The 22553-nt window shown below is 35.8% G+C and carries 21 protein-coding genes, 1 tRNA gene and 1 other annotated feature; of the genes, 16 read left to right on the top strand and 6 right to left on the bottom strand.

The window, feature by feature from the left end; translation table 11 throughout:
* The 5 genes from ESZ54_RS11230 to tpx all read left to right on the top strand — a co-directional run.
* Positions 1-324 (top strand): transposase (locus ESZ54_RS11230; protein ID WP_162615058.1); only part of this gene is annotated, 324 nt, incomplete at its 5' end.
* Positions 325-591: 267 nt separating this feature from the next.
* Positions 592-1743 carry a cysteine desulfurase family protein gene (locus ESZ54_RS11225; protein WP_136137747.1) on the top strand — a complete coding sequence of 384 codons (1152 nt, stop codon included), beginning with the start codon at positions 592-594 and terminating at the stop codon, positions 1741-1743.
* 12 nt (positions 1744-1755) lie between these two features.
* A complete protein-coding gene (gene thiI / locus ESZ54_RS11220) occupies positions 1756-2973 on the top strand; it encodes a tRNA uracil 4-sulfurtransferase ThiI (RefSeq protein WP_136137746.1) in 1218 nt (405 codons plus the stop codon).
* Positions 2974-3272: 299 nt separating this feature from the next.
* On the top strand, positions 3273-3935 hold the full coding sequence (locus ESZ54_RS11215) for a redox-sensing transcriptional repressor Rex (protein WP_136137745.1): 663 nt from the start codon (positions 3273-3275) through the stop codon (positions 3933-3935).
* Positions 3936-4197: 262 nt separating this feature from the next.
* On the top strand, positions 4198-4689 hold the full coding sequence (tpx, locus tag ESZ54_RS11210) for a thiol peroxidase (protein ID WP_136137744.1): 492 nt from the start codon (positions 4198-4200) through the stop codon (positions 4687-4689).
* A 139-nt stretch (positions 4690-4828) separates the two neighbouring features.
* On the opposite strand, the gene ESZ54_RS11205 is transcribed toward tpx, so the two are convergent.
* The gene (locus ESZ54_RS11205; protein ID WP_136137743.1) at positions 4829-5077 is read right to left on the bottom strand and encodes an AbrB/MazE/SpoVT family DNA-binding domain-containing protein; all 249 of its coding nucleotides are present in this window, start codon (positions 5075-5077) and stop codon (positions 4829-4831) included.
* A gap of 603 nt (positions 5078-5680) precedes the next feature.
* Positions 5681-5888 (top strand) — a binding site (T-box leader).
* Between the two features lie 51 nt (positions 5889-5939).
* Here ESZ54_RS11205 and ESZ54_RS11200 point away from each other — a divergent pair.
* The 6 genes from ESZ54_RS11200 to ESZ54_RS11175 all read left to right on the top strand — a co-directional run bounded on the left by ESZ54_RS11200 (position 5940) and on the right by ESZ54_RS11175 (position 12896).
* Positions 5940-8582: a valine--tRNA ligase gene (locus ESZ54_RS11200; protein ID WP_136137742.1), complete on the top strand. Its 2643-nt coding sequence runs from the start codon at positions 5940-5942 to the stop codon at positions 8580-8582.
* 25 nt (positions 8583-8607) lie between these two features.
* On the top strand, positions 8608-9912 hold the full coding sequence (locus ESZ54_RS11195) for a bifunctional folylpolyglutamate synthase/dihydrofolate synthase (RefSeq protein ID WP_136137741.1): 1305 nt from the start codon (positions 8608-8610) through the stop codon (positions 9910-9912).
* Positions 9899-10567 (top strand): HAD family hydrolase, encoded by a 669-nt coding sequence (locus ESZ54_RS11190; protein WP_136137740.1) that lies wholly within the window; start codon positions 9899-9901, stop codon positions 10565-10567. The genes ESZ54_RS11195 and ESZ54_RS11190 overlap by 14 nt, the downstream gene beginning before the upstream one ends.
* Positions 10568-10931: 364 nt before the next feature.
* Positions 10932-11615: a RadC family protein gene (radC, locus tag ESZ54_RS11185; RefSeq protein ID WP_136137739.1), complete on the top strand. Its 684-nt coding sequence runs from the start codon at positions 10932-10934 to the stop codon at positions 11613-11615.
* Between the two features lie 170 nt (positions 11616-11785).
* Positions 11786-11986 carry a cold-shock protein gene (locus tag ESZ54_RS11180; RefSeq protein ID WP_136137738.1) on the top strand — a complete coding sequence of 67 codons (201 nt, stop codon included), beginning with the start codon at positions 11786-11788 and terminating at the stop codon, positions 11984-11986.
* A gap of 331 nt (positions 11987-12317) precedes the next feature.
* Complete coding sequence (locus ESZ54_RS11175) at positions 12318-12896, top strand: hypothetical protein (protein ID WP_136137737.1); 579 nt, start codon at positions 12318-12320, stop codon at positions 12894-12896.
* Positions 12897-13189: 293 nt separating this feature from the next.
* On the opposite strand, the gene rnjA is transcribed toward ESZ54_RS11175, so the two are convergent.
* Positions 13190-14860, bottom strand: coding sequence for a ribonuclease J1 (gene rnjA, locus ESZ54_RS11170; RefSeq protein WP_136137736.1), 1671 nt, complete (start codon positions 14858-14860; stop codon positions 13190-13192).
* Between the two features lie 2 nt (positions 14861-14862).
* Positions 14863-15078, bottom strand: coding sequence for a DNA-directed RNA polymerase subunit epsilon (locus tag ESZ54_RS11165; RefSeq protein ID WP_136137735.1), 216 nt, complete (start codon positions 15076-15078; stop codon positions 14863-14865).
* A gap of 452 nt (positions 15079-15530) precedes the next feature.
* Between ESZ54_RS11165 and ESZ54_RS11160 the strand changes: the two genes are divergently transcribed.
* From ESZ54_RS11160 to ESZ54_RS11150, 3 genes are all read left to right on the top strand, one after another.
* Complete coding sequence (locus ESZ54_RS11160) at positions 15531-16544, top strand: Gfo/Idh/MocA family protein (RefSeq protein WP_136137734.1); 1014 nt, start codon at positions 15531-15533, stop codon at positions 16542-16544.
* A gap of 17 nt (positions 16545-16561) precedes the next feature.
* Positions 16562-17848 (top strand): DEAD/DEAH box helicase, encoded by a 1287-nt coding sequence (locus tag ESZ54_RS11155; protein WP_136137733.1) that lies wholly within the window; start codon positions 16562-16564, stop codon positions 17846-17848.
* Positions 17849-17955: 107 nt separating this feature from the next.
* Positions 17956-18029, top strand: a tRNA-Arg gene (locus tag ESZ54_RS11150).
* A gap of 302 nt (positions 18030-18331) precedes the next feature.
* Here ESZ54_RS11150 and ESZ54_RS11145 read toward each other — a convergent pair.
* Positions 18332-19570, bottom strand: coding sequence for an aminopeptidase (locus tag ESZ54_RS11145; protein ID WP_136137732.1), 1239 nt, complete (start codon positions 19568-19570; stop codon positions 18332-18334).
* 237 nt (positions 19571-19807) lie between these two features.
* Between ESZ54_RS11145 and ESZ54_RS11140 the strand changes: the two genes are divergently transcribed.
* The gene (locus tag ESZ54_RS11140) at positions 19808-20392 is read left to right on the top strand and encodes a TetR/AcrR family transcriptional regulator (RefSeq protein ID WP_136137731.1); all 585 of its coding nucleotides are present in this window, start codon (positions 19808-19810) and stop codon (positions 20390-20392) included.
* A 511-nt stretch (positions 20393-20903) separates the two neighbouring features.
* On the opposite strand, the gene ESZ54_RS11135 is transcribed toward ESZ54_RS11140, so the two are convergent.
* Positions 20904-21347 carry a flavodoxin gene (locus ESZ54_RS11135; RefSeq protein WP_136137730.1) on the bottom strand — a complete coding sequence of 148 codons (444 nt, stop codon included), beginning with the start codon at positions 21345-21347 and terminating at the stop codon, positions 20904-20906.
* A gap of 147 nt (positions 21348-21494) precedes the next feature.
* Here ESZ54_RS11135 and map point away from each other — a divergent pair, with 147 nt between their 5' ends.
* Entirely contained in the window at positions 21495-22256 is a 762-nt protein-coding gene (gene map, locus ESZ54_RS11130) for a type I methionyl aminopeptidase (RefSeq protein ID WP_136137729.1), read from the top strand.
* Between the two features lie 84 nt (positions 22257-22340).
* Here map and ESZ54_RS11125 read toward each other — a convergent pair.
* Positions 22341-22553 (bottom strand): transposase (locus ESZ54_RS11125; protein WP_162615172.1); only part of this gene is annotated, 213 nt, incomplete at its 5' end.

Below are 22553 nucleotides of genomic sequence, written 5' to 3'. Positions count from 1 at the left end.
CCACTTCAAAAATGTCGTGAATGTCCACTATTTCATGAAAAAATATGTCAGAAAGTAATAAAAATCAAACAAAGTAGTGATATACGAAAATTTAATCATCCTGCACGCGGAACAAAAGCTTGGGAAAAACTATACGCTAAACGAAGTGCAGTTGAAAGAGTGAATGGCTATCTAAAAGAACATATGAAATTAAATGATACGACACACTATCAATCAGAAATTGTTCAAGTGGAACTATTATTGATTCAACTAGCTTATAATTTAAAGAATTTTGCAGCACAACGATTGTCACAAGAGAAATATAGAAAAGAACTAGTCGCTTAACTTCAAAAAACAATGATTTTGAAATTGGTCGAGTGTTTACTTTTCTAAAAAGTGAATTATGAAATTAGCTCAAATACAAATAATGGGACTGGCGAATCAAATTATGATTCATCAGTCCCATAAATTATAGAGCCGATTTTAGTTGAAGTTTTTCTTATCGTCAGAAAAAATGCCATAAAAACTAGTAGTGTCTTACGCGGAATGATTGAATGAATGTGGATAAGAGGTTATAATAAAAGATGAATTTTTAAGAAAAGAGTGAACCAGATGATATATTTTGATAACAGTGCAACAACGGCAATCCATAAGGAATCCTTAGATACATACATGAAAACCAGTCAACGTTTTGTTGGTAATCCGTCAAGTTTACATCGTTTGGGTGAAAATGCACATCGTTTATTAAGCAAAGGACGCGAACAAGTTGCAGAACTTTTAGGTGTAGAACCGGCAGAAATATTTTTTACAAGTTGTGGAACTGAAGGAAATAATTGGGTAATCAAAGGAACAGCTATTGAAAAAGCGCCTTTTGGTAAACATATTATTTTGTCTTCAATTGAACATCCTTCTGTTGGTAAGACTTGTGAACAATTAGAACAACTTGGTTTTGAAGTGTCGCACGCACCAGTTGACGCAAACGGTATTATTGATGTTGACGCGTTAAAAGGACTTTTACGACCAGATACAATTTTAGTATCCACAATGGCTGTGAATAACGAAACAGGTAGTCGTCAACCTATTTTAGGAATCAGTCAAGTTTTAGCTGAATATCCAACGATTCATTATCATGTTGATGCTGTCCAAGCTGTTGGCAAGATACCAGTTGCGGAATGGTTAACAGAGCGTGTTGATTTTGTGACACTGTCAGCCCATAAATTCCACGGCCCACGTGGTGTCGGAATTTTATATCGCAAACATGGTACTAAATTGGCACCACTTTTAGCTGGTGGTGGGCAAGAAAATAATCAACGTAGTGGTACCGAGAATGTACCAGGGATTATTAGTACTGCTAAAGCTTTACGCATATCATTAACAGATGATGTGTATAAGGCAGAACGCGTGCGTCATTTGAAAAATAGTTTAATTGATGCTTTAAAAGAATTTCCAAAAGTGTCTGTTTATACAAATGAGGAAACCGAATTGTCGGCACCACATATTATTTGTTTTGGTTTACAGGGTATTCGTGGTGAAGTGATGGTACATGCTTTTGAAGAAAAAGATATTTACATTTCGACAACTAGTGCTTGTTCAAGTAAGAAAAAAATGAACAGTAGTACCTTGATTTCAATGGGTGTTGCCAAAAAAGATGCAGAGACGGCTGTGCGTATAAGTTTAGATGAAACGAATACGATGACAGAAGTCGAACAGTTTTTAACAGTTTTTAATCAACTATATAAAAAATTTGCAAAATTAAATGGATAAGAAGGAGTCATTATGAAATATACTGAAATAATGGTTAGATATGGGGAGTTATCCACAAAAGGAAAAAATCGTCGGATTTTTATCGGTCAACTTTCTAAAAATGTAAAAAATGCCTTGGAAGGCTATCCAAATGTTAAAGTTCGTGGTGAACGTGACCGCATGCATTTAATGTTAAATGGTGAAGATTATCAAGGTGTCATGGAACGCTTACAACCGATTTTTGGGATTCAAAGTTTTTCACCTGTGATTCGCATTGAAAAGACACAAGAATTAATTAAAGAAACAGCGCTTGAGATGATGAAAGAAGTTTGGACTGAAGGACAAACTTTTAAAGTTAAAAGCCGTCGTAGTGATAAAGATTTTGAGTGGGATACCAATGATTTAAACCGTGAAGTTGGCGCAGCTATTTTCCATGGTATTCCCGGAATTGAAGTCAAAATGGTTAAACCTGATATTCGCTTAGAAGTTGAGGTTCGCCAAGAAGCAGCCTATCTTTCATGCGAAACAATTTTTGGAGCGGGTGGCTTACCTGTTGGTTCAAGTGGAAAGGGTATGTTAATGCTTTCTGGTGGAATTGACTCACCGGTTGCAGGTTACCTTTCAATGAAACGTGGTGTTGAAATTGAGATGGTGCATTTTTATAGCCCACCTTATACTAGTGAACAATCATTACAAAAAGCGAAAGATTTAACAGTTAAGCTAACACCCTATGTTGGTAGTATTCAGTTTATCACAGTCCCTTTCTCAGAAATTCAAGAAGAAATTAAACGTAGTGTGCCTTCAGGCTATTGGATGACAGTCACACGTCGCTTTATGTTACGATTGACGGAATTAATTCGTCAACAACGTAAAGGATTAGTAATTATCAATGGTGAATCATTAGGACAAGTGGCTTCGCAAACACTTGAAAGTATGTTGGCTATTAATGAAGTGACAACGACACCAATCATTCGTCCAGTTGTGACACTTGATAAGAGTGAAATTATTCAAATTGCTGAAAAAATCGATACGTTCGAATTGGCTATTCAACCGTTTGAAGACTGTTGTACAGTTTTTGCACCACCTGAACCAAAAACTAAACCAAAACTAGAAAAAGTAATTGGTTTTGAAAATCGTTTAGATATCGATGGTTTAATTCAACGTGCGTTAGAAGGTATTATGATTGAAGAAATAAAAGTTGATGATCAATTCTTAAACCAAATGACCGAAGAAACAGATGATTTATTGTAAAATATAAATAATGTGAGCGATTCAACTCCATGAATGAGAGTTGGATCGCTTTTGCTATGTGTACCGCTGAGCGAATGAGAAGTAATTTGATATGTGAAATATATAATTGAAAATTACTATGGAACTTTAGGTATGATGTATGTTACGATATCAATTAATGTCATTGTTTTATTTGAGAATTATGAGAAAAACAAGAATATATTGCGGAAAAAAAGTCTTGTTTTTCACAAAGAATTGAAATCAAAAACAAAGCGTGATAAACTAAATGTGAAATTAGTCACAAAATGGGAGGTAAAATGATGGAAAGTAACAAAAAAGATAAAGCGATTCCAAAAGCGACAGCAAAACGTATACCGTTATACTTTCGCTATTTAAAAACATTAGATCAAAGTGGGATAAAACGTATCAAATCAAATGAATTTAGTCAGATGATTCAAATTCCATCGGCTACAATTCGTCGTGACTTTTCTCACTTTGGCGAGTTAGGCCGAAGTGGCTATGGATATGATGTACCATATTTGATTGAAGTGTTTTCTGAAATTTTGAATACAGATATTGAGAAAAGAATTGCCTTAATTGGGGTTGGAAATCTTGGTCGTGCATTGATGAAAAATAATTTTCGTCGTAATGCTAACTTGAATATTGTAGCAGCATTTGATGCGAATGCAATGATTGTTGGTGAGAAAGTTAATGATGTCGAAATTCAAGATATTGAAAACTTTGAAGAAGTAGCGCGTAAAGAAGGGATCACGACAGTTATCATGACTGTACCTAGTGATAAAGCACAACGTGTGATGGACAAGGTTGTGGCCTCTGGGATTACAGCTGTCTTAAACTTTGCACCAAAACGCTTGAAAGTGCCGCATAACGTTCAAGTTCAATATATTGATTTAACAACTGAATTACAGACATTGATTTATTATGATGAAAATTATAATGGTCAAGATATTGATGTGTCATAAAGTGTAGAGCTTGGGTTGAGAGACCTGAGCTTTTTTTCGTTAAAATATATGAGGGATACACGGGTTCCAAAGGCTGAGCTTCGGCACTAAGTCAATCATGATATTTTGACACAAACCGTCAAATTATTATGCTCGCCTTACTGCTCATCTCAAAGCGCCTTTTCCACCACTATGAGTGAGCAAATGATTAGGTATACCACTTTAAGTGTGAGATGATAATGGTGTAAATAAAATAAACTGAGACGAAAGGGGTCTTTTAGAGATGAACGTAACGTTACAAGGTAAACCAGTTGAATTGGAGGGCGTGCAACCTAAAGTTGGAACGCAAGCACCAGAATTTACATTAAATGATTTACAAGATCAGGCCCATTCTTTAAAAAATTTAATTCAAAAACCATTAATTATTAGTGTGGTTCCAGATATTAATACAAGCGTTTGTGCGCTTCAAACACGTCGTTTTAATGGCGAGGCTGCTTCAATTGATGAAGTCAATTTTGTGACTGTATCAAATAACACAAAAGAAGAACAAGCTGCATGGTGTGGGGCTGAAGGTGTTGAGATGACTATGTTAAGTGATGCTGAAGGAAACTTTGGTAAGAGCTATGGTCTATTAATTCCAGAAATGAATCGTTTGGCGCGTGCGATTTTTGTTGTGAATCAAGCAGGTGAAATTGTTTATGAGGAAATTGTTGCAGAAATTGCGACAGAACCAGATTATATAAAAGCACTTGAAGCTGCGAAAGCATTAGTTTAAAAAAATGTAAAAAACCCTTGAGTCAGAAAAAAACTCAAGGGTTTATTTTATGGTCCGAAAAGTAGTGTACCAATTATGTATGTATTAAACTTTATTATATTTCCTGTCGTTAAACTATTAATCATTTTAATTTATATCTTTAGAGATCAACTAAATAATTTATGGGATCATGATACTGGTTTAAATTTTTTTTCATTGCCTTATCTATATCCACTTTAGGTAGTACTTTTTCAATTGTTATTGAGCCAGACTCAGTTACAACAAAGGTTAATGAATCTCCTTCTTTTATTCCGAGTTTTTCTTTAATCATTGTAGGGATAGTCACAACGCTGTTATTTCCATATTTTCTCACTTTATATGCAGCTGATTTGTTTATATACTCATTCATAATGTTACCTCCTTGACTAGTATTTTCTGGAATATCTGATGTTTATTTCCCTTGAAGAGATATAAAATTTTCAAGGACCAATTCTTTCTCTGAGCTTATTAATTTGTTTATCCTCTAATGTTTCATTAATTTATAAATGTAATATTAGATTAAGATTACATATAGTATACAACAGAGGGCTCACTTTACCACTTTAGATATACGGGATTCAGTGTGCTGGAGCTCGGCATTAAGCTAATCATCCAAATCTGACACAAACCGTCAGTTTTGTATGCTTATCATACTGCTCAGCCCAAAACGCCTTTTCCACCACCTGAGATAGACGGGATTTTCTGTGCTGGAGCTCGGCATTAAGCTAATCATCCGAATCTGACACAAACCGTCAGTTTCGTATGCTTATCTTACTGCTCAATCCAAAGCGCCTTTTCCACCACCTGAGATAGACGGGATTTTCTGTGCTGGAGCTCGGCATTAAGCTAATCATCTGAATCTGACAAAAACCGTCAGTTTCGTATGCTTATCTTACTGCTCACTCCAAAGCGCACAGAAAATCACCTTGTGCTTGTATTTTTCTTTTGTTTCTTGTAGAATGAAAAAAGAAACACATACGCGATGATTAAGAGGAGTAGCATCTCATACAATGTGAAGAGAGAGGGTTCACCGGCTGAAAGACCTTCCGTTAGTAAGATGCGAAGGTTGCTTATGAGCGAGACTATATGTCCGATTTGTAATCGATACCTTACTACTGAGAGATAATGCTAATGCATTGTAATCTAGGTGGTACCGCGAACTATGATAATTCGTCCTAAAATAGAAATATTTTAGGACTTTTTTTATTTTCAAAAAAGAAAGGAAGACTGTTATGACAGAAAACGAAAAAAATTTAGCACCTAAATTTGATCCGAAACAAGTTGAAGCTGGTCGTTATGATAGCTGGGTGGAGCGTGGTTTATTTGAACCAAATGGTGACAAGAGTGCACCTGCCTATTCAATCGTTATCCCACCACCAAATGTAACTGGTAAACTTCACTTGGGACATGCTTGGGACACAACTTTACAAGACATGATTATCCGCCAAAAGAGAATGCAAGGTTTTGACACGTTATGGGTACCAGGTATGGACCATGCGGGGATTGCAACGCAAGCGAAAGTTGAAGAAAAACTTAGAAATGAAGGCTTAACACGTTATGATCTTGGCCGTGAAAAATTCATTGAAGAAACAAAAGTTTGGAAAGAAGAATACGCACAACACATTCGTGAACAATGGGGTAAAATCGGAATTTCTGTCGATTACTCACGCGAACGTTTCACATTAGATGATGGTTTATCTGATGCGGTTAAAAAAGTCTTCGTTGAATTATATAAAAAAGATTTAATTTACCGCGGTGAATACATTATCAACTGGGATCCAAAAGCGAAAACAGCTCTTTCTGATATTGAAGTTCTTCATGAAGATGTTGAAGGTGCTTTTTATCACATGTATTATCCATTAGCGGATGGTAGTGGTAAATTAGAAATCGCGACAACTCGTCCGGAAACAATGTTAGGGGATACTGCGATTGCAGTCCATCCTGACGACGAACGTTACCAAGCTTATATTGGTAAAACAGTTATCTTACCTTTAGTTAACAAAGAAATTCCGATTATTGCGGATGAATATGTTGAAATGGATTTTGGAACTGGAGTTGTTAAAATCACACCAGCACATGATCCAAATGACTTTGAGGTGGGTAATCGTCATGATCTTCCTCGTATTAATGTGATGAATGATGATGCATCAATGAATGATCTAGCAGGTAAATATGCTGGTATGGACCGTTTTGAAGCACGTAAGCAAATCGTCAAAGACTTAGAAGCGTTAGGTCTTTTAAAAGAAATCGAGAAAATGGTTCATAGTGTGGGGCATTCTGAACGGACGGGTGTTGTTGTTGAACCTCGTTTATCAACACAATGGTTTGTGCGCATGAAACCTCTTGCACAAAAAGCAATGGAAAATCAAGATACAGATAATGCTGTGGACTTTTATCCACCACGCTTTAATCAAACATTCTTAACTTGGATGGAAAATGTCCATGACTGGGTTATTTCACGTCAATTATGGTGGGGACATCAAATTCCAGCTTGGTATCACAAAGAAACTGGTGAAATGTATGTTGGGGAAACTGAACCAACTGATATTGAAAACTGGATTCAAGATGAAGATGTGTTAGATACTTGGTTTAGTTCTGCTTTGTGGCCTTTCTCAACAATGGGTTGGCCAAACGAAGCAGATCCAGACTTCCAACGTTATTTCCCAGTAAGTACTTTAGTGACGGGTTATGATATTATCTTCTTCTGGGTAAGTCGTATGATTTTCCAAAGTTTAGAATTTACGGGTCAAAAACCCTTTGAAAATGTCTTAATTCACGGTTTAATTCGTGCTGAGGACGGTCGTAAGATGAGTAAATCACTTGGCAACGGAATTGATCCAATGGACGTTATTGAAAAATACGGTGCGGATGCTTTACGTTGGTTCTTATCAAATGGTTCAACACCAGGTCAAGATATGCGTTTTAGTTATGAAAAAATGGATGCATCTTGGAACTTTATCAATAAAATCTGGAACGCATCTCGTTTTGTTTTAATGAATATTGAAGGTTTCACATATGATGATATTCAATTGGAAGGTCAGAAAACAGTTGCTGACGAATGGATTTTAACTCGCTTAAATGAAACAATTGAAAAAGTTACAACTTTCTTTGAACGTTTTGAATTTGGTGAAGCTGGTCGTCACTTATATAACTTCATTTGGGATGATTTCTGTGACTGGTACATTGAGATGAGTAAAGAAGTCTTATATGGCGAAGATGAAACACAAAAAAATATGACACGCAGCGTGTTAACGCACGTTTTAGATCAAATTTTACGCTTGTTGCATCCAATTATGCCATTTGTAACTGAAGAAATTTGGTCAAAAATCCCACATGAAGGTGAGTCATTAGTCATCGCGGCTTACCCAGTGGTGAATCCTGAATTTACCAATGAAAAATCCGCTAAAGGCATGGAAGTCTTAAAAGAATTGATTCGTTCAGTGCGTAATAGTCGTGCCGAAGTCAATACAGCACCTTCTAAACCAATTGCGATTTTAATTAAAACAAATGATACAAATGTTGAGAACTTTTTAAAAGCAAATGTTAATTACATCGAACGTTTCTGTAACCCGGAAGAATTAGTGATTGCTTCAGATGTGACAGCGCCTGATACAGCAATGACAAGTGTGATTACTGGAGCTGAAATTTATCTTCCGCTTGAAGGCTTAATCAACATTGATGAAGAAATTGCCCGTCTTGAAAAAGAACTCGCTAAATGGAACGACGAAGTTGCGCGTGTGCAAAAGAAACTTGCGAATGAACGTTTTGTCAACAGTGCACCAGAAGCAGTTGTTGCGGGTGAACGTGCGAAAGAAAAAGAATATAAAGAGCGTCAACTTGCAGTAACGGAACGTATTAATAGTCTAAAAAAATAAATTAAGAAAACAAAGGTGAGCAGCAATGAATTATGAAGAAACGGTGGAATGGATCCATGGTCGCTTGAAATTTGGCATTCGCCCTGGATTAACAAGAATTAGTTATATTTTAGATGAATTAGATAATCCGCAACACAGATTAAAGACAGTCCATATTGGAGGTACAAATGGAAAAGGGTCAACCACGACTTTTCTCCGTTGCCTTTTAGAAGAAACGGGCTTAACAGTTGGAACTTTTACGTCTCCGTATATTGAGCAATTCTCAGAACGTATTGCCATCAATGGTCAACCAATACCTGATCAAGATTTAGTAGACGTTTTCAATAAGGTTAAACCCATTGTTGATGCGATGGATCAAGATGAAGAATTGAAGAATACAGTTGAATTTGAAATCCTAACTGCGATGATGTATCAATATTTTTATGAACAAGGTGTTGATATTGTCTTAGTTGAAGTTGGTTTAGGTGGTTTAATGGATAGTACGAATGTGATCCATCCACTAGTTTCAACGATTACAACTATTGGAATGGATCATACTGATATTCTTGGGGACACAATTGAAGAAATTGCTTTCCAAAAAGCAGGTATTATAAAAATTAAAACGCCAGTTGTTGTTGGACGTGTCGAGGATAAAGCTTACGATGTCTTTGCTGCTTTCGCTGAAGAGTATGGTAGTCCCATTTATCGTTATGGTGTTGATTTCATGAGTGAGTATCTACAACCTTTAGATTCATGGGGGGAAAGTTTTAACTTTATGTCACGTGAATTAAATATGGACCGTGTCTCATCAAGTTTACTCGGTCATCATCAAGTTGATAATGCCTGCGTGGCAATTCAAACATATATCTTACTGTGTGAAAAACTTGGCCTTAGAGTACAAAGTAAAATAATCAAAGCAGGGTTGAAAAAGGCATCCTGGCCAGGCCGAATGGAAAAAATTTCTAATGAACCATTAATCATTTTAGATGGTGCTCACAATGAACACGCGATGAGTGTTTTAAAAGAAAACTTGTTGACAGAATTTAAAGGCAAAACAATTCATACAATTTTTGCTGCATTAAGTACTAAAGATATTAAAGGGATGTTACAAGACTTGGGTGAAGTTCCAAACTTGAACTTACGAGTGACAACTTTTGATTATCCGAAAGCTTTCACCAAAGAACAGTATGAAGCACTTGATTTAGAGCCTTATGACAATTGGGAAAGTGCTTTGTCTGATGTTCTACATGAATTATCAGGTGATGATGTGGTCTTAATTACGGGATCGCTTTACTTCATCTCACAAGTTCGTGCTAAATTACTAGGAGGTTCAGTTAGTGAAGAAAATTAAAGGTGTCCTATTTGATATGGATGGTCTGTTGTTAGATACTGAGTTAGTTTACTGTCGCACTAATATTGAATTATCTGAAAAGTGGGGTCTTGAAGGTTATGATGCTGCTCACTACTTATCCGAATTAGGTAAAGGTGAAGAACAAGTTTATCATAGTTACTTTGAAGATTTTCCGAATACACCAGCTGAAAATATTGAAGGCTTTTTTAAAGAAACAAGGGCCTCAATTGCACGTGAATTTTCAGAAATTGGCGTACCTGCCAAAAAAGGAGCGGTTGAATTACTCACTTATTTAAATGAACAGAATATTCCATGTCTGATCGTTTCAAGTAATAATCGTAAACCAATTGATGACTTATTGCGTAATGGAAATTTGACACACTTTTTCACAGATGTTATCTCTGCTGATGATGTGACACATGCAAAACCTCATCCAGAAATTGTTGAAAAAGCCATTGAACGCTTGGGTATTTTACCTGAAGAAGGTTTAATGTTAGAGGATTCATTAAATGGGATTCGTGCGAGTCATGCGGCAGGTGTCCCTGTGATGATGGTGCCTGATTTAATGCAACCTGAAGCAGAAGCCAAAGAAAAAACAATAGCTATCTATCCTTCGTTACTTGAAGTTTTAGATGCAATTAAAGCACAACAATAATAAAGAAGATCACAAATCTTGGGTAGAGATTTGTGGTCTTCTTTATTAGATTGCAATGGAACTTAAGCGAGATAAGAATTGTGACTATATTGGAAAGTCAATGGGTGTGATACTCACAAAGTATAGTTCCGAATTTGCAATTTGCTTGAAGTAGTTAGTTTCAAGCCGGAGAATAAAACAACAGGGGGAAGTAGAAATCTCGTGTTGGGAGGAGAATATCTAAACCTGTTGCTTAAATACAGTCTACAATCGTAAACAGTCTAAGTCAAGTTTTTGTTTACGATTATAGATTAAAGTTTAATGAGGTTATTTAAAATTTATTTCTTCTTTTCCATATCTTATAAATGAAAAAGGAGGGCTTAGAATGTCAGTCAAAAATATCAAAGAATTTCCAATTGAAATGCAACCGCGTGAACGCCTAGAAGAAAAAGGGGTGGATTACTTAACTAATCAAGAATTACTTGCAATCGCGCTTAGGACAGGCTCGAAAAATAAAAATGTGCTCACTTTATCACAAGAAGTGTTGAGCCACTTTGACAACTTATATGATTTAAAAATGGCAAGTTTAAATGAGTTAATGAATATATCTGGTATCGGACGTGTTAAAGCAATCGAAATTCAAGCGATTTTAGAATTAGGAAAGCGCATCTCAAATGCCTCACAAATTAAACACGGTCAAATTTATTCAAGCGCGTTTTTAGGCGAGCAATTGATTTTAGAGATGAAGGATTATGTGCAAGAACACTTGTTGGTTATCTATCTCAATGCCAAAAATGAAGTCATAAAAAAACAAACTATCTTCATTGGCACACTGAATCAATCAGTTGCACATCCAAGAGAAATTTTTAGAATTGCGGTCAAAGTTTCTGCTGCAAGATTGATTGTTGTACATAATCATCCGTCAGGAAATCCACAACCATCGGATCATGATCGGCTATTTACCAAACGTTTAACTGATTGTGGAAAACTCATTGGGATTGAAGTTCTTGATCATTTGGTCATTGGTTCTGATAGTTACGTAAGTTTTCAAGAAAGTAGTCAAATGTAAAATTGCCGTGTATTTACTTGCAATTAAGTAACAGTTGCGTTATGATTAAATTGTAATTTGATTTTGGATCTTATAGAAGTCGTTTCACACTAGATAGACACCTCTATCGACCGAAAGCAAGAATTACAAATATTATCATGTGCTTTTTATGGCACGAGGAGGAAAATATCATGGCTCAAGGAACAGTAAAATGGTTTAACGCAGAAAAAGGATTCGGATTTATCCAACAAGAAGAAGGAAACGACGTATTCGTACACTTCTCAGCAATCGAAGGTGACGGATTTAAAACTTTAGAAGAAGGCCAAGCAGTAAACTTCGAAATCGAAGAAACTGACCGTGGACCTCAAGCTGCTAACGTAACTAAAGCTTAATGACACGTAAACTTTCAACACTAACTATCTAAAGATAGTTAGTGTTTTTTTTTGCTCTATGCCAAAATAAAAAATCGTATGGGTAGAATTTAATCTATTAACACGATTTAGTGTACAGCCCTATTCTTGAATAACATTTTTTTAACCATACACTTTCTTAGATTGTTTTTTGATTAGTTCAAAAAATCTAATGAGAAACTGTAACTTTTAAAGAAAGGCTTAAAATAAAAAGAATTGTTTGTGAATGTCTATGCTATGGTTATAAGTTTTTAAGATACTATGATATATTGTGTTCAATAAATCATAAATATGATGAAGGAGGATATTCACTATGAAATACGTAAAATCTATTGTTTTATTCAGTGCTGTACTTGTTTTGTTTTCTGGGTGTTCAGTTGACAAAGAATCAACAAAAAAAACCAATCAACCGGAGGTCGAATCTACTGTTAAAAAGAAAGACACATCAGAAAAAAAATCACTGTCCAATTTAACAAAACCCGCAAAAAAAACAACTGATTCGAGTAATAAACAAGTGGATGATATTGAAAGTATTCAATATCGCGTTAGTAATGAGACAGGAGTCTTGCAAGGTGTAGATATAAATTTTAAAACAAATGAAAAAATAGTTTTTAAGAAAGAGAAAACAAAAGAAAATATAGCCGTTGAAAATGTGTCAGGTATTGCAGCAGAAGATTTAAAAACTGTTAAAATTGATAAAGGATTCAAAGAAAAATTATTTAAAACGAACTTTAATAATTGGGAAGAAAAATATGAAAATAAAGAAATTATGGATGGTACGATGTGGGAGATTGTTGTAAAGTATACTGACGGTACTGGGAAAGTATCATATGGTATAAATGCTAAACCGGATTCTTTTGCTACATTTGAAAGCTTAATTTTTGAAACATAAAAAAACTTGGAGGGTGAGAAAATTATTTGATAATTTTACTTTCCAAGTTTTTAAATTGTTTCATCATAATGTCTTCCTGACACATTCCCCCCTTTTAATTAAAAAGGAAAAGCTTATTTTTACAATGAAGTTATGTCAATAAATCGGAAGAAATATAGATTTTCAAAAAATGATTAATACATTGTTATTTCTGATACAGTGTATCTTACCAAATACATTTGCTTAAAAATAGATTAAGGACAATAAAAAGGCCATGAAAAAGGACACCGTTTTTCATGGCTTTTTTATTTATGCTAAACGTCCAAGATCATTGGTAAAATCATAGGATGTCGTTCTGTTTTTTCAATTAAGAAAGGTTGAACAGTACTGACGATAATGTCATTCAACATTGCTTCATCACAGTTTGGATTTTTTAATCCCTTGCGAATTGCATTGAAAAGCAGTCGTTGTGTTTCTTGGATTAAGTCACCAGACTCACGCATGTAGATAAAACCACGTGATAAAATATCAGGTCCAGCAACGATTTGTTGTGTTTTGTAGTTAACAGTCGCAACTGCTAAGACGATACCATCTTCAGAAAGAATGCGACGGTCTTTAAGGACCACGTTTCCGATGTCCCCGATGCCATTTCCGTCAACGTAAACATCATCCGCATGGAAGTGTCCCGCACGACGCGCTGAATCTTTTGATAAAGCTAAAACATCACCATTATTTAGGATAAAACAATTTTCTTTTGGAACACCAGTTGATTGTGCCGATTTTGCATGGACATTTAACATTCGGTATTCCCCATGAACTGGAATAAAGAATTGTGGTTTTAATAAGCGTAATAATAGTTTTTGTTCTTGTTGGCCACCGTGACCAGAAGTATGAATATTGTTAACTTTCCCGTGAATAACGTTAGCACCAGCTTCTGAAAGTAAGTTGATCAAGCGGTTAACACTTGTTGTATTACCTGGAATTGGTGAACTAGAGAAGATAACAGTATCGTCAGGTTGAATCGAAATTTGACGGTGTGTCCCGTTTGCGATTCGACTTAAAGCGGCCATTGGCTCACCTTGAGACCCTGTACATAAAATCATCACTTCTTCTGCAGGATATTGGTTGATTTCACGGCTATCGATGAAAGTATCATCAGGGGCTGTGATGTAACCTAAGTTACGACCATTAACCATTGCATTTTCCATACTACGTCCAAAGACAGCAACTTTACGATTCGTTTTGATTGCCGCTTGCACAGTTTGTTGGAGACGGAAAATATTTGAAGCGAATGTCGCGAAAATGACACGACCTTCAACTTTTTCAATAATTCTTAAAATGGACTCACCAATCACTTTTTCTGATTTTGTAAAATCAGGAATTTCAGCGTTGGTACTATCAGAAAGGAGACAAAGAACGCCTTCTTCACCAAGTCGTGCCATTTTGTGTAAGTTAGCGGGTTCGCCAACTGGTGTAAAGTCAAACTTAAAGTCACCAGAGTAGACAATATTTCCTGATGGTGTTTTTACAATGACACCATTTGCTTCAGGAATACTATGTGTCGTACGGTAGAAACTAATCGTTGTTTTTCTAAATTTAATGACCGAATCTTCATTTACTTCATGTAATTCAGCATCGCGAAGTAAACCATGTTCGTCAAGTTTGTTTCGAATTAAAGCCATTGCTAAAGGCCCAGCATAAATCGGTATATTACAACGCTTCAATAGGAACGGAATCCCACCGATGTGGTCCTCATGACCATGCGTAATGACTAATGCTTTGACTTTAGAAATATTTTTTTCGATGTATGAATAATCAGGGATGACATAATCAATTCCTAATAAATCATCCTCAGGAAATTTAATTCCTGAGTCGATGATAATGATCTCATCTTGAAACTGGACGCCGTACATGTTTTTACCTATCTCACCCATACCGCCGATGCCAAAGACGCCTGTCTCATTATTTTTTATTTGAACTTTCATAGCTAGTTAAACTCCACTAATTTGAAGTCCGCATTTTCTTTTTCATATTCTAAGTGATTGCCTTCTAACGGGGTGATCAGTTCAACGTTATATTCAGTTTCTTTTGCTAATAAACGTCTAACTGAGATAGAATCGTCACCTTCAATGTAAAGTGATTTAGTTTTTTCTCTCTGTGGGCTAAATTTTTTGTTTTCTTGATAAAATACTTTAAAAATCATAATATATATGCTCCTTTATCTCTAATTAATTAATAGTTGTTGTAAGAAATGAAATTAAACATAACAAATAGTAGTGTGTAAACGACTTGTTTAGACACCGTTTATAACACGAAGAAAATTGATTTTTTCTACCAAAATCGTTCGCTTCTTGTTAAAGTCATTCGATTGTTTCACCGTCTCGCTGAGGACACTTCCATATCCTAACATTTAATACATTCTATCATAATTAAAAGGGGATGTATAGAATCTTTAATCGCGAGAACGCTTCCAAATAATGTGTAATTTAAAAAGGAAACATTTCGATTTTTGTGAGATATGACTAAAAAACTTTTTCAAATGAAAGGATTGATAGAAGAATTTTACCTTTATTTTTGCTATACTAAGGGACAAGGGGGAATCAAAATATTCCTTCTTTTAAAATCGATAGGACACAAGAAAGGTTGTGCTTTGAAGTGTTAAATTTAGGAATTATTGGCACAAATTGGATTACACATCAGTTTGTAGAAGCGGCTCTAGAAAGCGAAGCTTACCAATTAAAGGGAGTCTACTCACGTTCGGAAAAAAAGGCGAAAAAATTTGCAGAGAAATATCAAGATGTTACAGACATGGTGATTACGGAAAACTTTTCTGAGTTTATTCGCTCGCCACAACTGGATGTTATTTATATTGCTTCTCCAAACAGTCTTCATTTTGATCAAGCGCAAGAAGCTATTCAAGCTGGTAAACATGTTATCGTTGAAAAACCAATTGTTTCAACTCCAAGCGAATTACGTGAACTCGTAGATTTTGCTGAAGAAAAAGAAGTTTTTGTGTTTGAAGCAGCTCGTCATATTCATGAAGTGAATTTCAATATTGTGAAGGATATGCTAAAAAAACGTGAAGATGTTTTAGGTGCGCAACTTAATTTTATGAAGTATTCATCTCGTTATGATGCTGTTTTGCGTGGTGAAGAACCAAATATTTTTTCACCAAAATATTCTGGTGGGGCATTGATGGATTTAGGTGTCTATCTGATTTATGCTGCAGTGAGTTGGTTTGGGACGCCAAAAGAAGTTTTTTATTTTGATCAAAAACTACCAACTGGTGTGGATGGCATTGGTACCATGATTTTCCGTTATGATACATTTGATATTACACTTCAAACTGGAAAAAATGCGGATTGTTACTTACCGTCAGAAATTTACTTGAGTGATGGGACGTTAACATTAGACGCTGTTAATTCAATTGAAGAAATTACCTTAAAAACACGTGGCAAAGATCAAGTCACAGCAACAGAACATGCTGTTAAAAGTGATGTTAACCCGATGATTGCTGAAGCTTTAGCTTTTAGTAATGTGATTCAAAATCCATTCGGTGTTGAAGAGCAAAAAAATTATCAAGAATGGATTCGTTTGGCAATTGACGTGCATGATATTATGTTTGAATTACGTGAAAAAAGCCAAATTGTGTTTGATGCGGATCAATAAAAGTTAGGAAGAAAACTATGATAAAACAATTACCAGAAATCTGGCAAAATGAATGGGAGAAACAAGGTTTTTCAAAACCGAGTCTCATTCAAGAGCAATTATTTACACAATTACAAAAAAAAGAATCGGTTCTAGGTGTTTCACCAACAGGATCAGGTAAAACATTAGCTTATCTGTTGCCATTATTAATGCAACTTGAACAAGGAGAGGGCACACAACTTTTAGTTGTATTACCTTCTCAGGAATTAGCATCGCAAGTCGCTAGCGTTGCACGCGAGTGGGCACCAGCTTTAGACTTGAAAGTTCAAACAATCATTGGTGGGGCCAATGTGCGACGTCAATTAGAAGGCTTGAAGAAACGTCCGGAAGTCGTTGTCGGTACTCCGGGTCGTCTTCTAGAATTAATTAAAGCACGTAAACTAAAAGTACATCTTTTAAAAGCTCTCGTTTTGGATGAAATTGACGATTTAGTTGCCGATACAGAATTTACGGCAGCAAAAGGGATTATTAAAAGTGTCCAAAAAGAAACACCGATTATTGGAATTTCAGCAACAGGACGTAGCGTCGAAGATAAATTAGACGATATTTTCCGTAATGAGGTGACAATTGTCGATGTGACTAAAGAAGATGACACAAAAGGTGAAATTTCACATCAATACATTTTAACCCCTTCACGTAAACGAAGTGATGTTTTGCGTCGATTGGCACATACGGAAGGCTTTAAAGCTTTAGTCTTTTTCAACTCCGTCAGTGAATTAGGTGCCGTTTCTGAGCGTTTAGAATTTTTAGAAGTACCTCATTTAACGTTAGCAAGTGATCAATCGCAGACGGAACGTAAACATAGTATGAGCATGTTCGATTCAGGTAAAGTGCCGTTACTATTAACGACAGATATTGGCGCAAGAGGACTTGATTTTAACGATTTATATTATGTGGTGCAATATGATGTGCCATTAATGACTGATGATTATGTTCATCGTTCAGGTCGTGTTGGTCGAATGGGTAAAAATGGAGCTGTGATTAGTTTAGTTAATGAGCGAGAGCTAAGAAATCTACGTCAGATTACACGCGAACTTGATCGCAATTTAATCGAACAATTTGCAGCTTTTGGTGAAATATTAGCCAATCGTCCAGTAGGTGAAAAAACAGAAAATGAATTAGCGCCTAAAAAGAAAAAAACGAAAGAACCACAAATAAATAAAGCAAATACTACCAATAAAATAATGAATGATTCAACAAAGCCTAAAAAGAAAAAAAATCGTACGAAAAAGCAAAAAAACAAAGGCGCAAAATGGAAACAATAGTTTTTATTGGTGGACATTCTATTCAAGAAGTGAGAAAATAGGAGAGTTGAAATTTAGTGTGAAAACTTAAATATTTGAATATTGGCTGATAATAATCAGCCAAACCTGTCCCAGTACCTCAGTAGGATAGAGGGTTCGCCTCCTAAGCGAAACGCCGCAGGTTCGATTCCTGTCTGGGACGTAAACAAAGGTGATTTTTCCAGCGTTTTGAGCTGAGCGTTAGCCAGACCTGATAATTTGGCGCTTTTTACCAAAATATCAGGTCTGACTTAATGCCGAAGCTCAACTGGAAAAATCTCGTCTACCACATCAACCAAATAAAAATACTGTGAAGCTGATAAAATATCAACTACACAGTATTTTTTTACGTATAGGCTACAAGTAAAATGAATTCGGTAATAATCATATTAAAAAAATAGTCACGCTTAAACAAAATGCCGGATTGGCCTTTTGTTTAGTGTGACTATTAATTAAATTATTGAATTAAACCCATTCGCCATCTTTGAAGATTTGCTTGCGAGAGCCATCTTTCTTAATACCTTCGACTGACATTTTGTTAGAACCAATCATAAAGTCAACGTGTGTTTGACTACGATTTAAGCCAGCTTCAGCTAACTCTTCTTCAGTCATTTCAGTTCCGCCTTGTAAATTAAAGGCATAAGCAGAGCCTAGTGCAAGGTGATTTGAAGCATTTTCGTCAAATAAAGTATTGAAGAAAACAATACCTGATTGAGAAATAGGCGAGCTATCTGGAACTAAAGCCACTTCACCTAAATGTTTTGCACCTTCATCAGTATCAAGTAACTTTTTAAGAACTTCTTCACCTTTTTCAGCTGAAACGTCAATTACTTTACCATCTTTGAAAGTAAATTTCATACCTTCAATTGTGTTTCCAGCATAACTTAAAGGTTTAGTGCTTGAAACAACCCCGTCAACGCGGCGAGAATCTGGCGCTGTAAAGACTTCTTCAGTTGGCATATTAGCGATAAATGATTCGCCGCGAGCATTCTTACTACCAGCACCTTCCCAAAGGTGATTTTTAGGTAAGCCGATGGTTAAATCAGTACCTGGAGCTGTATAGTGTAAGGCATCATATTGTTCAGCGTTCAATTCATTTGCTTTTGATTGTAATAAATCAGCATGAGCATACCAAGCATTAATTGGATCTTCGTCGTACATACGAGTTGCATTAAAAATGGCATCCCAAAGAGCGTCAACTTGTTCTTCTTTAGTATCTAAGTTAGGAAAGACTTTTGCTGACCAAGCTTCACCAGCAGCAGCGACAACTAACCAGCTCACTTTATTAGCTTGTGTTGCTTGACGTAATGGCATCATAGCTTTACCAGACGCATTTTGGAATTCTGAAATACGATGACTATCGACACCAGAAAAAGCATCAGGATTACTAGATACTAGCGCAATACGACTAGCACCTTGATCAACCCAATCAACAACTTCGTCAATTTTATATTGCGGAACGTTTGTTAGTACTTCCTCATCAGCATTGATAAACATTTGACGAGTCACAGCATCATCTGTCCATTGAACAATAACTTGTTTGGCACCTAAAGCATAAGCTTCTTCAACAATTAAACGAGCCAATGGGGCTTGTTCAACTTGTGCTTGTAATACAACTACATGAGATTTTTGTACATTAACCCCTACTTTAGTGATTAACTTTGCATATGTTTTTAATAATTTTTCAAAATTTGATAATGTCATAAAAAAACGGTCCTTTCAAAATTTTTTAATGAAAACATCATATCATACTAACAGTTATGTATCAATTCTAACAAATGTATTTCAATTTTATTATAACATTAAATTTTTTTTAAAAAGACAAATTTAATCTAAAAATGAATGGGAATCGCTTTGTTAAAAAACAGTTTAATGTTACAATGTGTACATAGTAAGAGGGTAACCAGTATTTACTATAAAATATTATGGGGGGAAACAAAAATGGCTAGAAAGAAAACAATTACAAGAGAGCATATTCTAGACGCAACTTATCAAGTGGTGGCTACTGAAGGATTCTCAGGATTCACGGCTCGTAATATCGCTAGCAAAATGCGTAGTTCTACTCAACCAATTTATTTAGAATTTAAAAATATGGAAGATTTACGTAATGCCTTTTTTAGAGAGGTAGAATCAGATTTAGAAAAAGACATTTTTTCAAAAGTTGTCACGGGGGATGCACTTGTTGATTTATGTCTGAACTATGTTGATTTTGCAAGAGAACAAAAAATGTTATATCGTGCGTTGTTCGTCGAAGATTTCGATGGTGGGGAAAACTTGACACAATTCTTACATCAATTAATTAGCGACAAAATGAAAACGGATGATAAATACAAATCACTCTCTGACACTAAAAAAGAATCATTATTAGTGAATTTTTGGATCGTTGCTACAGGATTAGCCTCTTTAGTTTCAGCAGATCGAATTCAACCGACGCAAACAGAGATTGCAACTTTAGTTTCTAATAGTGTAGAATTCTCAATGAATTCTGACATTAAGTTATCGGTAACAATGCCGCCGATCGTTTAGAAAAATTAAAAACAACAAAAAAATAAGGTCTTGCTGTTTTTTAGCGAGCCCTTATTTTTTTATTTGTTTTTAAGGTTTGTGAAAATGTAGTTTTGAAGACGTGGATTACGTTCGTGTGTAGTTTAAAGTGCTCACTCCTAAGTGCATTTTCCACCACTTTAGATAATTTGGGTTCTGAAGGCAGGCGTTCGGCATTAAGCTAATCATCCGAATCTGACATAAACCGTCAGTTTCGTATGCTTATCTTACTGCTTATCTTACTGTTCACTCCTAATCGCTTTCTTCACCACCTTGTGTAATCCGGGTTCCGAAGGCAGGGACTCAGCAATAAGCCAATCGTCTGATTATCGCAAAAAACGCCATTATCATACGCTTTTCTTATTGTTCATCACTAATCGCCTTCTCCACCACCTTGTGTAATCCGGGTTCCGAAGGCAGGGACTCAGCAATAAGCCAATCGTCTGATTATGGCAAAAAACGCCATTATCATACGCTTTTCTTATTGTTCATCTCAAAGCGCCTTTTCCACCACTTTTTTTGCAAATTCTTCTAATTTTACTATGTCATCTTCTTCGCAGGCTAGTTCGATTTTTACGTTTTCTGCTCCTTTTGTGGCGCCTATTTTGGCGAAGGCTTCGTCGAATTTGTCGACAGCGATGCAGTATAGGTCGTAAAAGCTATCTCCCGAGCCGACGACACCGTATGTTTTTCCGGTGAGGTCTAATTCTAGGAGTTCGTCATAAAAATCCATAATTTCGTCTGGCAGGTTACCGTCATCGTAGGTATAAGTTGCGACGATACAGATATCAGCCTCTTCAAAATCCATGGCGTCTACTTGGGTACATTCATTTATTTCAACAGTGATGTCTTGCTCTTCTAAAGCTTCAGCAACAACGTCTGCAATTTCTTCTGTATTGCCGGTTAAACTGGCATAAACAATCTTTGCGAGGGTCATTTTTTAAGTCCTTTCTGAATTAAATCTATTGAAATTATAGCAGACACGCTATTTTTTTCAAACAATTCAAATTGAAAGATGGTTGTTGGAGATGAGAAATCTTTATGCTAGAATATAAGTGCTATCTAGATAGAAGGAGAGAAGACAATGATTACATTAAAATCACCTAGAGAAATAGAAATGATGGATAAAAGTGGCGAGTTACTTGCAAGTGTGCATCGTGCGCTACGTACTTTTATTAAACCTGGTATTACAAGCTGGGACATCGAACTTTTTGTTAAAAAAATGATTGAAGATAATGGCGGTATTCCTGCGCAAATCGGTTTTGAAGGCTATAAATACGCGACGTGTTGTAGTATTAATGATGAAATCTGTCATGGATTTCCTCGTAAAGAAAAGCTTAAATCTGGCGATTTGATCAGTGTTGATATGTGTATCGATTTAAACGGTGCAATGTCAGATTCATGTTGGTCATACATTGTGGGCGAATCAACTGAAGAATTGGATCGCTTAATGGCGGTGACTGAAAAAGCGATGTACTTAGGTATTGAACAAGCGGTTGTCGGCAACCGTATTGGTGACATCGGTCATGCGATTCAAACTTATGTTGAGGCAGAAAACTTTGGTGTAGTACGCGACTTTATCGGACACGGCATAGGACCTACTATTCACGAAGCCCCAGCGATTCCACATTATGGTGAAGCGGGTAAAGGCTTACGTCTTAAAGAAGGTATGGTCATTACAATCGAACCGATGGTCACAACAGGTACATGGAAAATGAAGATGGATGACAATGGTTGGACTGCACGTACACGTGATGGCGGCATTTGTTGTCAATTTGAACATACATTAGCAATTACAAAAGATGGTCCCGTTATTTTGACCTCTCAAGATTTACCCGAAGCATAAAAGATATACAACTGAGCTAATTTCATAATTCACTTTTTAGAAAAGTAAACACTCGACCAATTTCAATATTCTTGTTTTTTGAAGTTAAGCGACTAGTTCTTTTCTATATTTCACTTGTGATAATCGTTGTGCTGCAAAATTCTTTAAATTATAAGCAAGTTGAATCAGTAATAGTTCCACTTGAACAATTTCTGATCGATAGTGTGTCGTATCATTTAATTTCATATGTTCTTTTAGATAACCATTCACTCTTTCAACTGCACTTCGTTTCGCGTATAGTTTTTCCCAAGCTTTTGT

The sequence above is a fragment of the Vagococcus silagei genome (assembly GCF_004795745.1).
GTDB classification, from domain to species: domain Bacteria; phylum Bacillota; class Bacilli; order Lactobacillales; family Vagococcaceae; genus Vagococcus; species Vagococcus silagei.
This window is presented reverse-complemented; position numbering and strand designations above follow the sequence as displayed.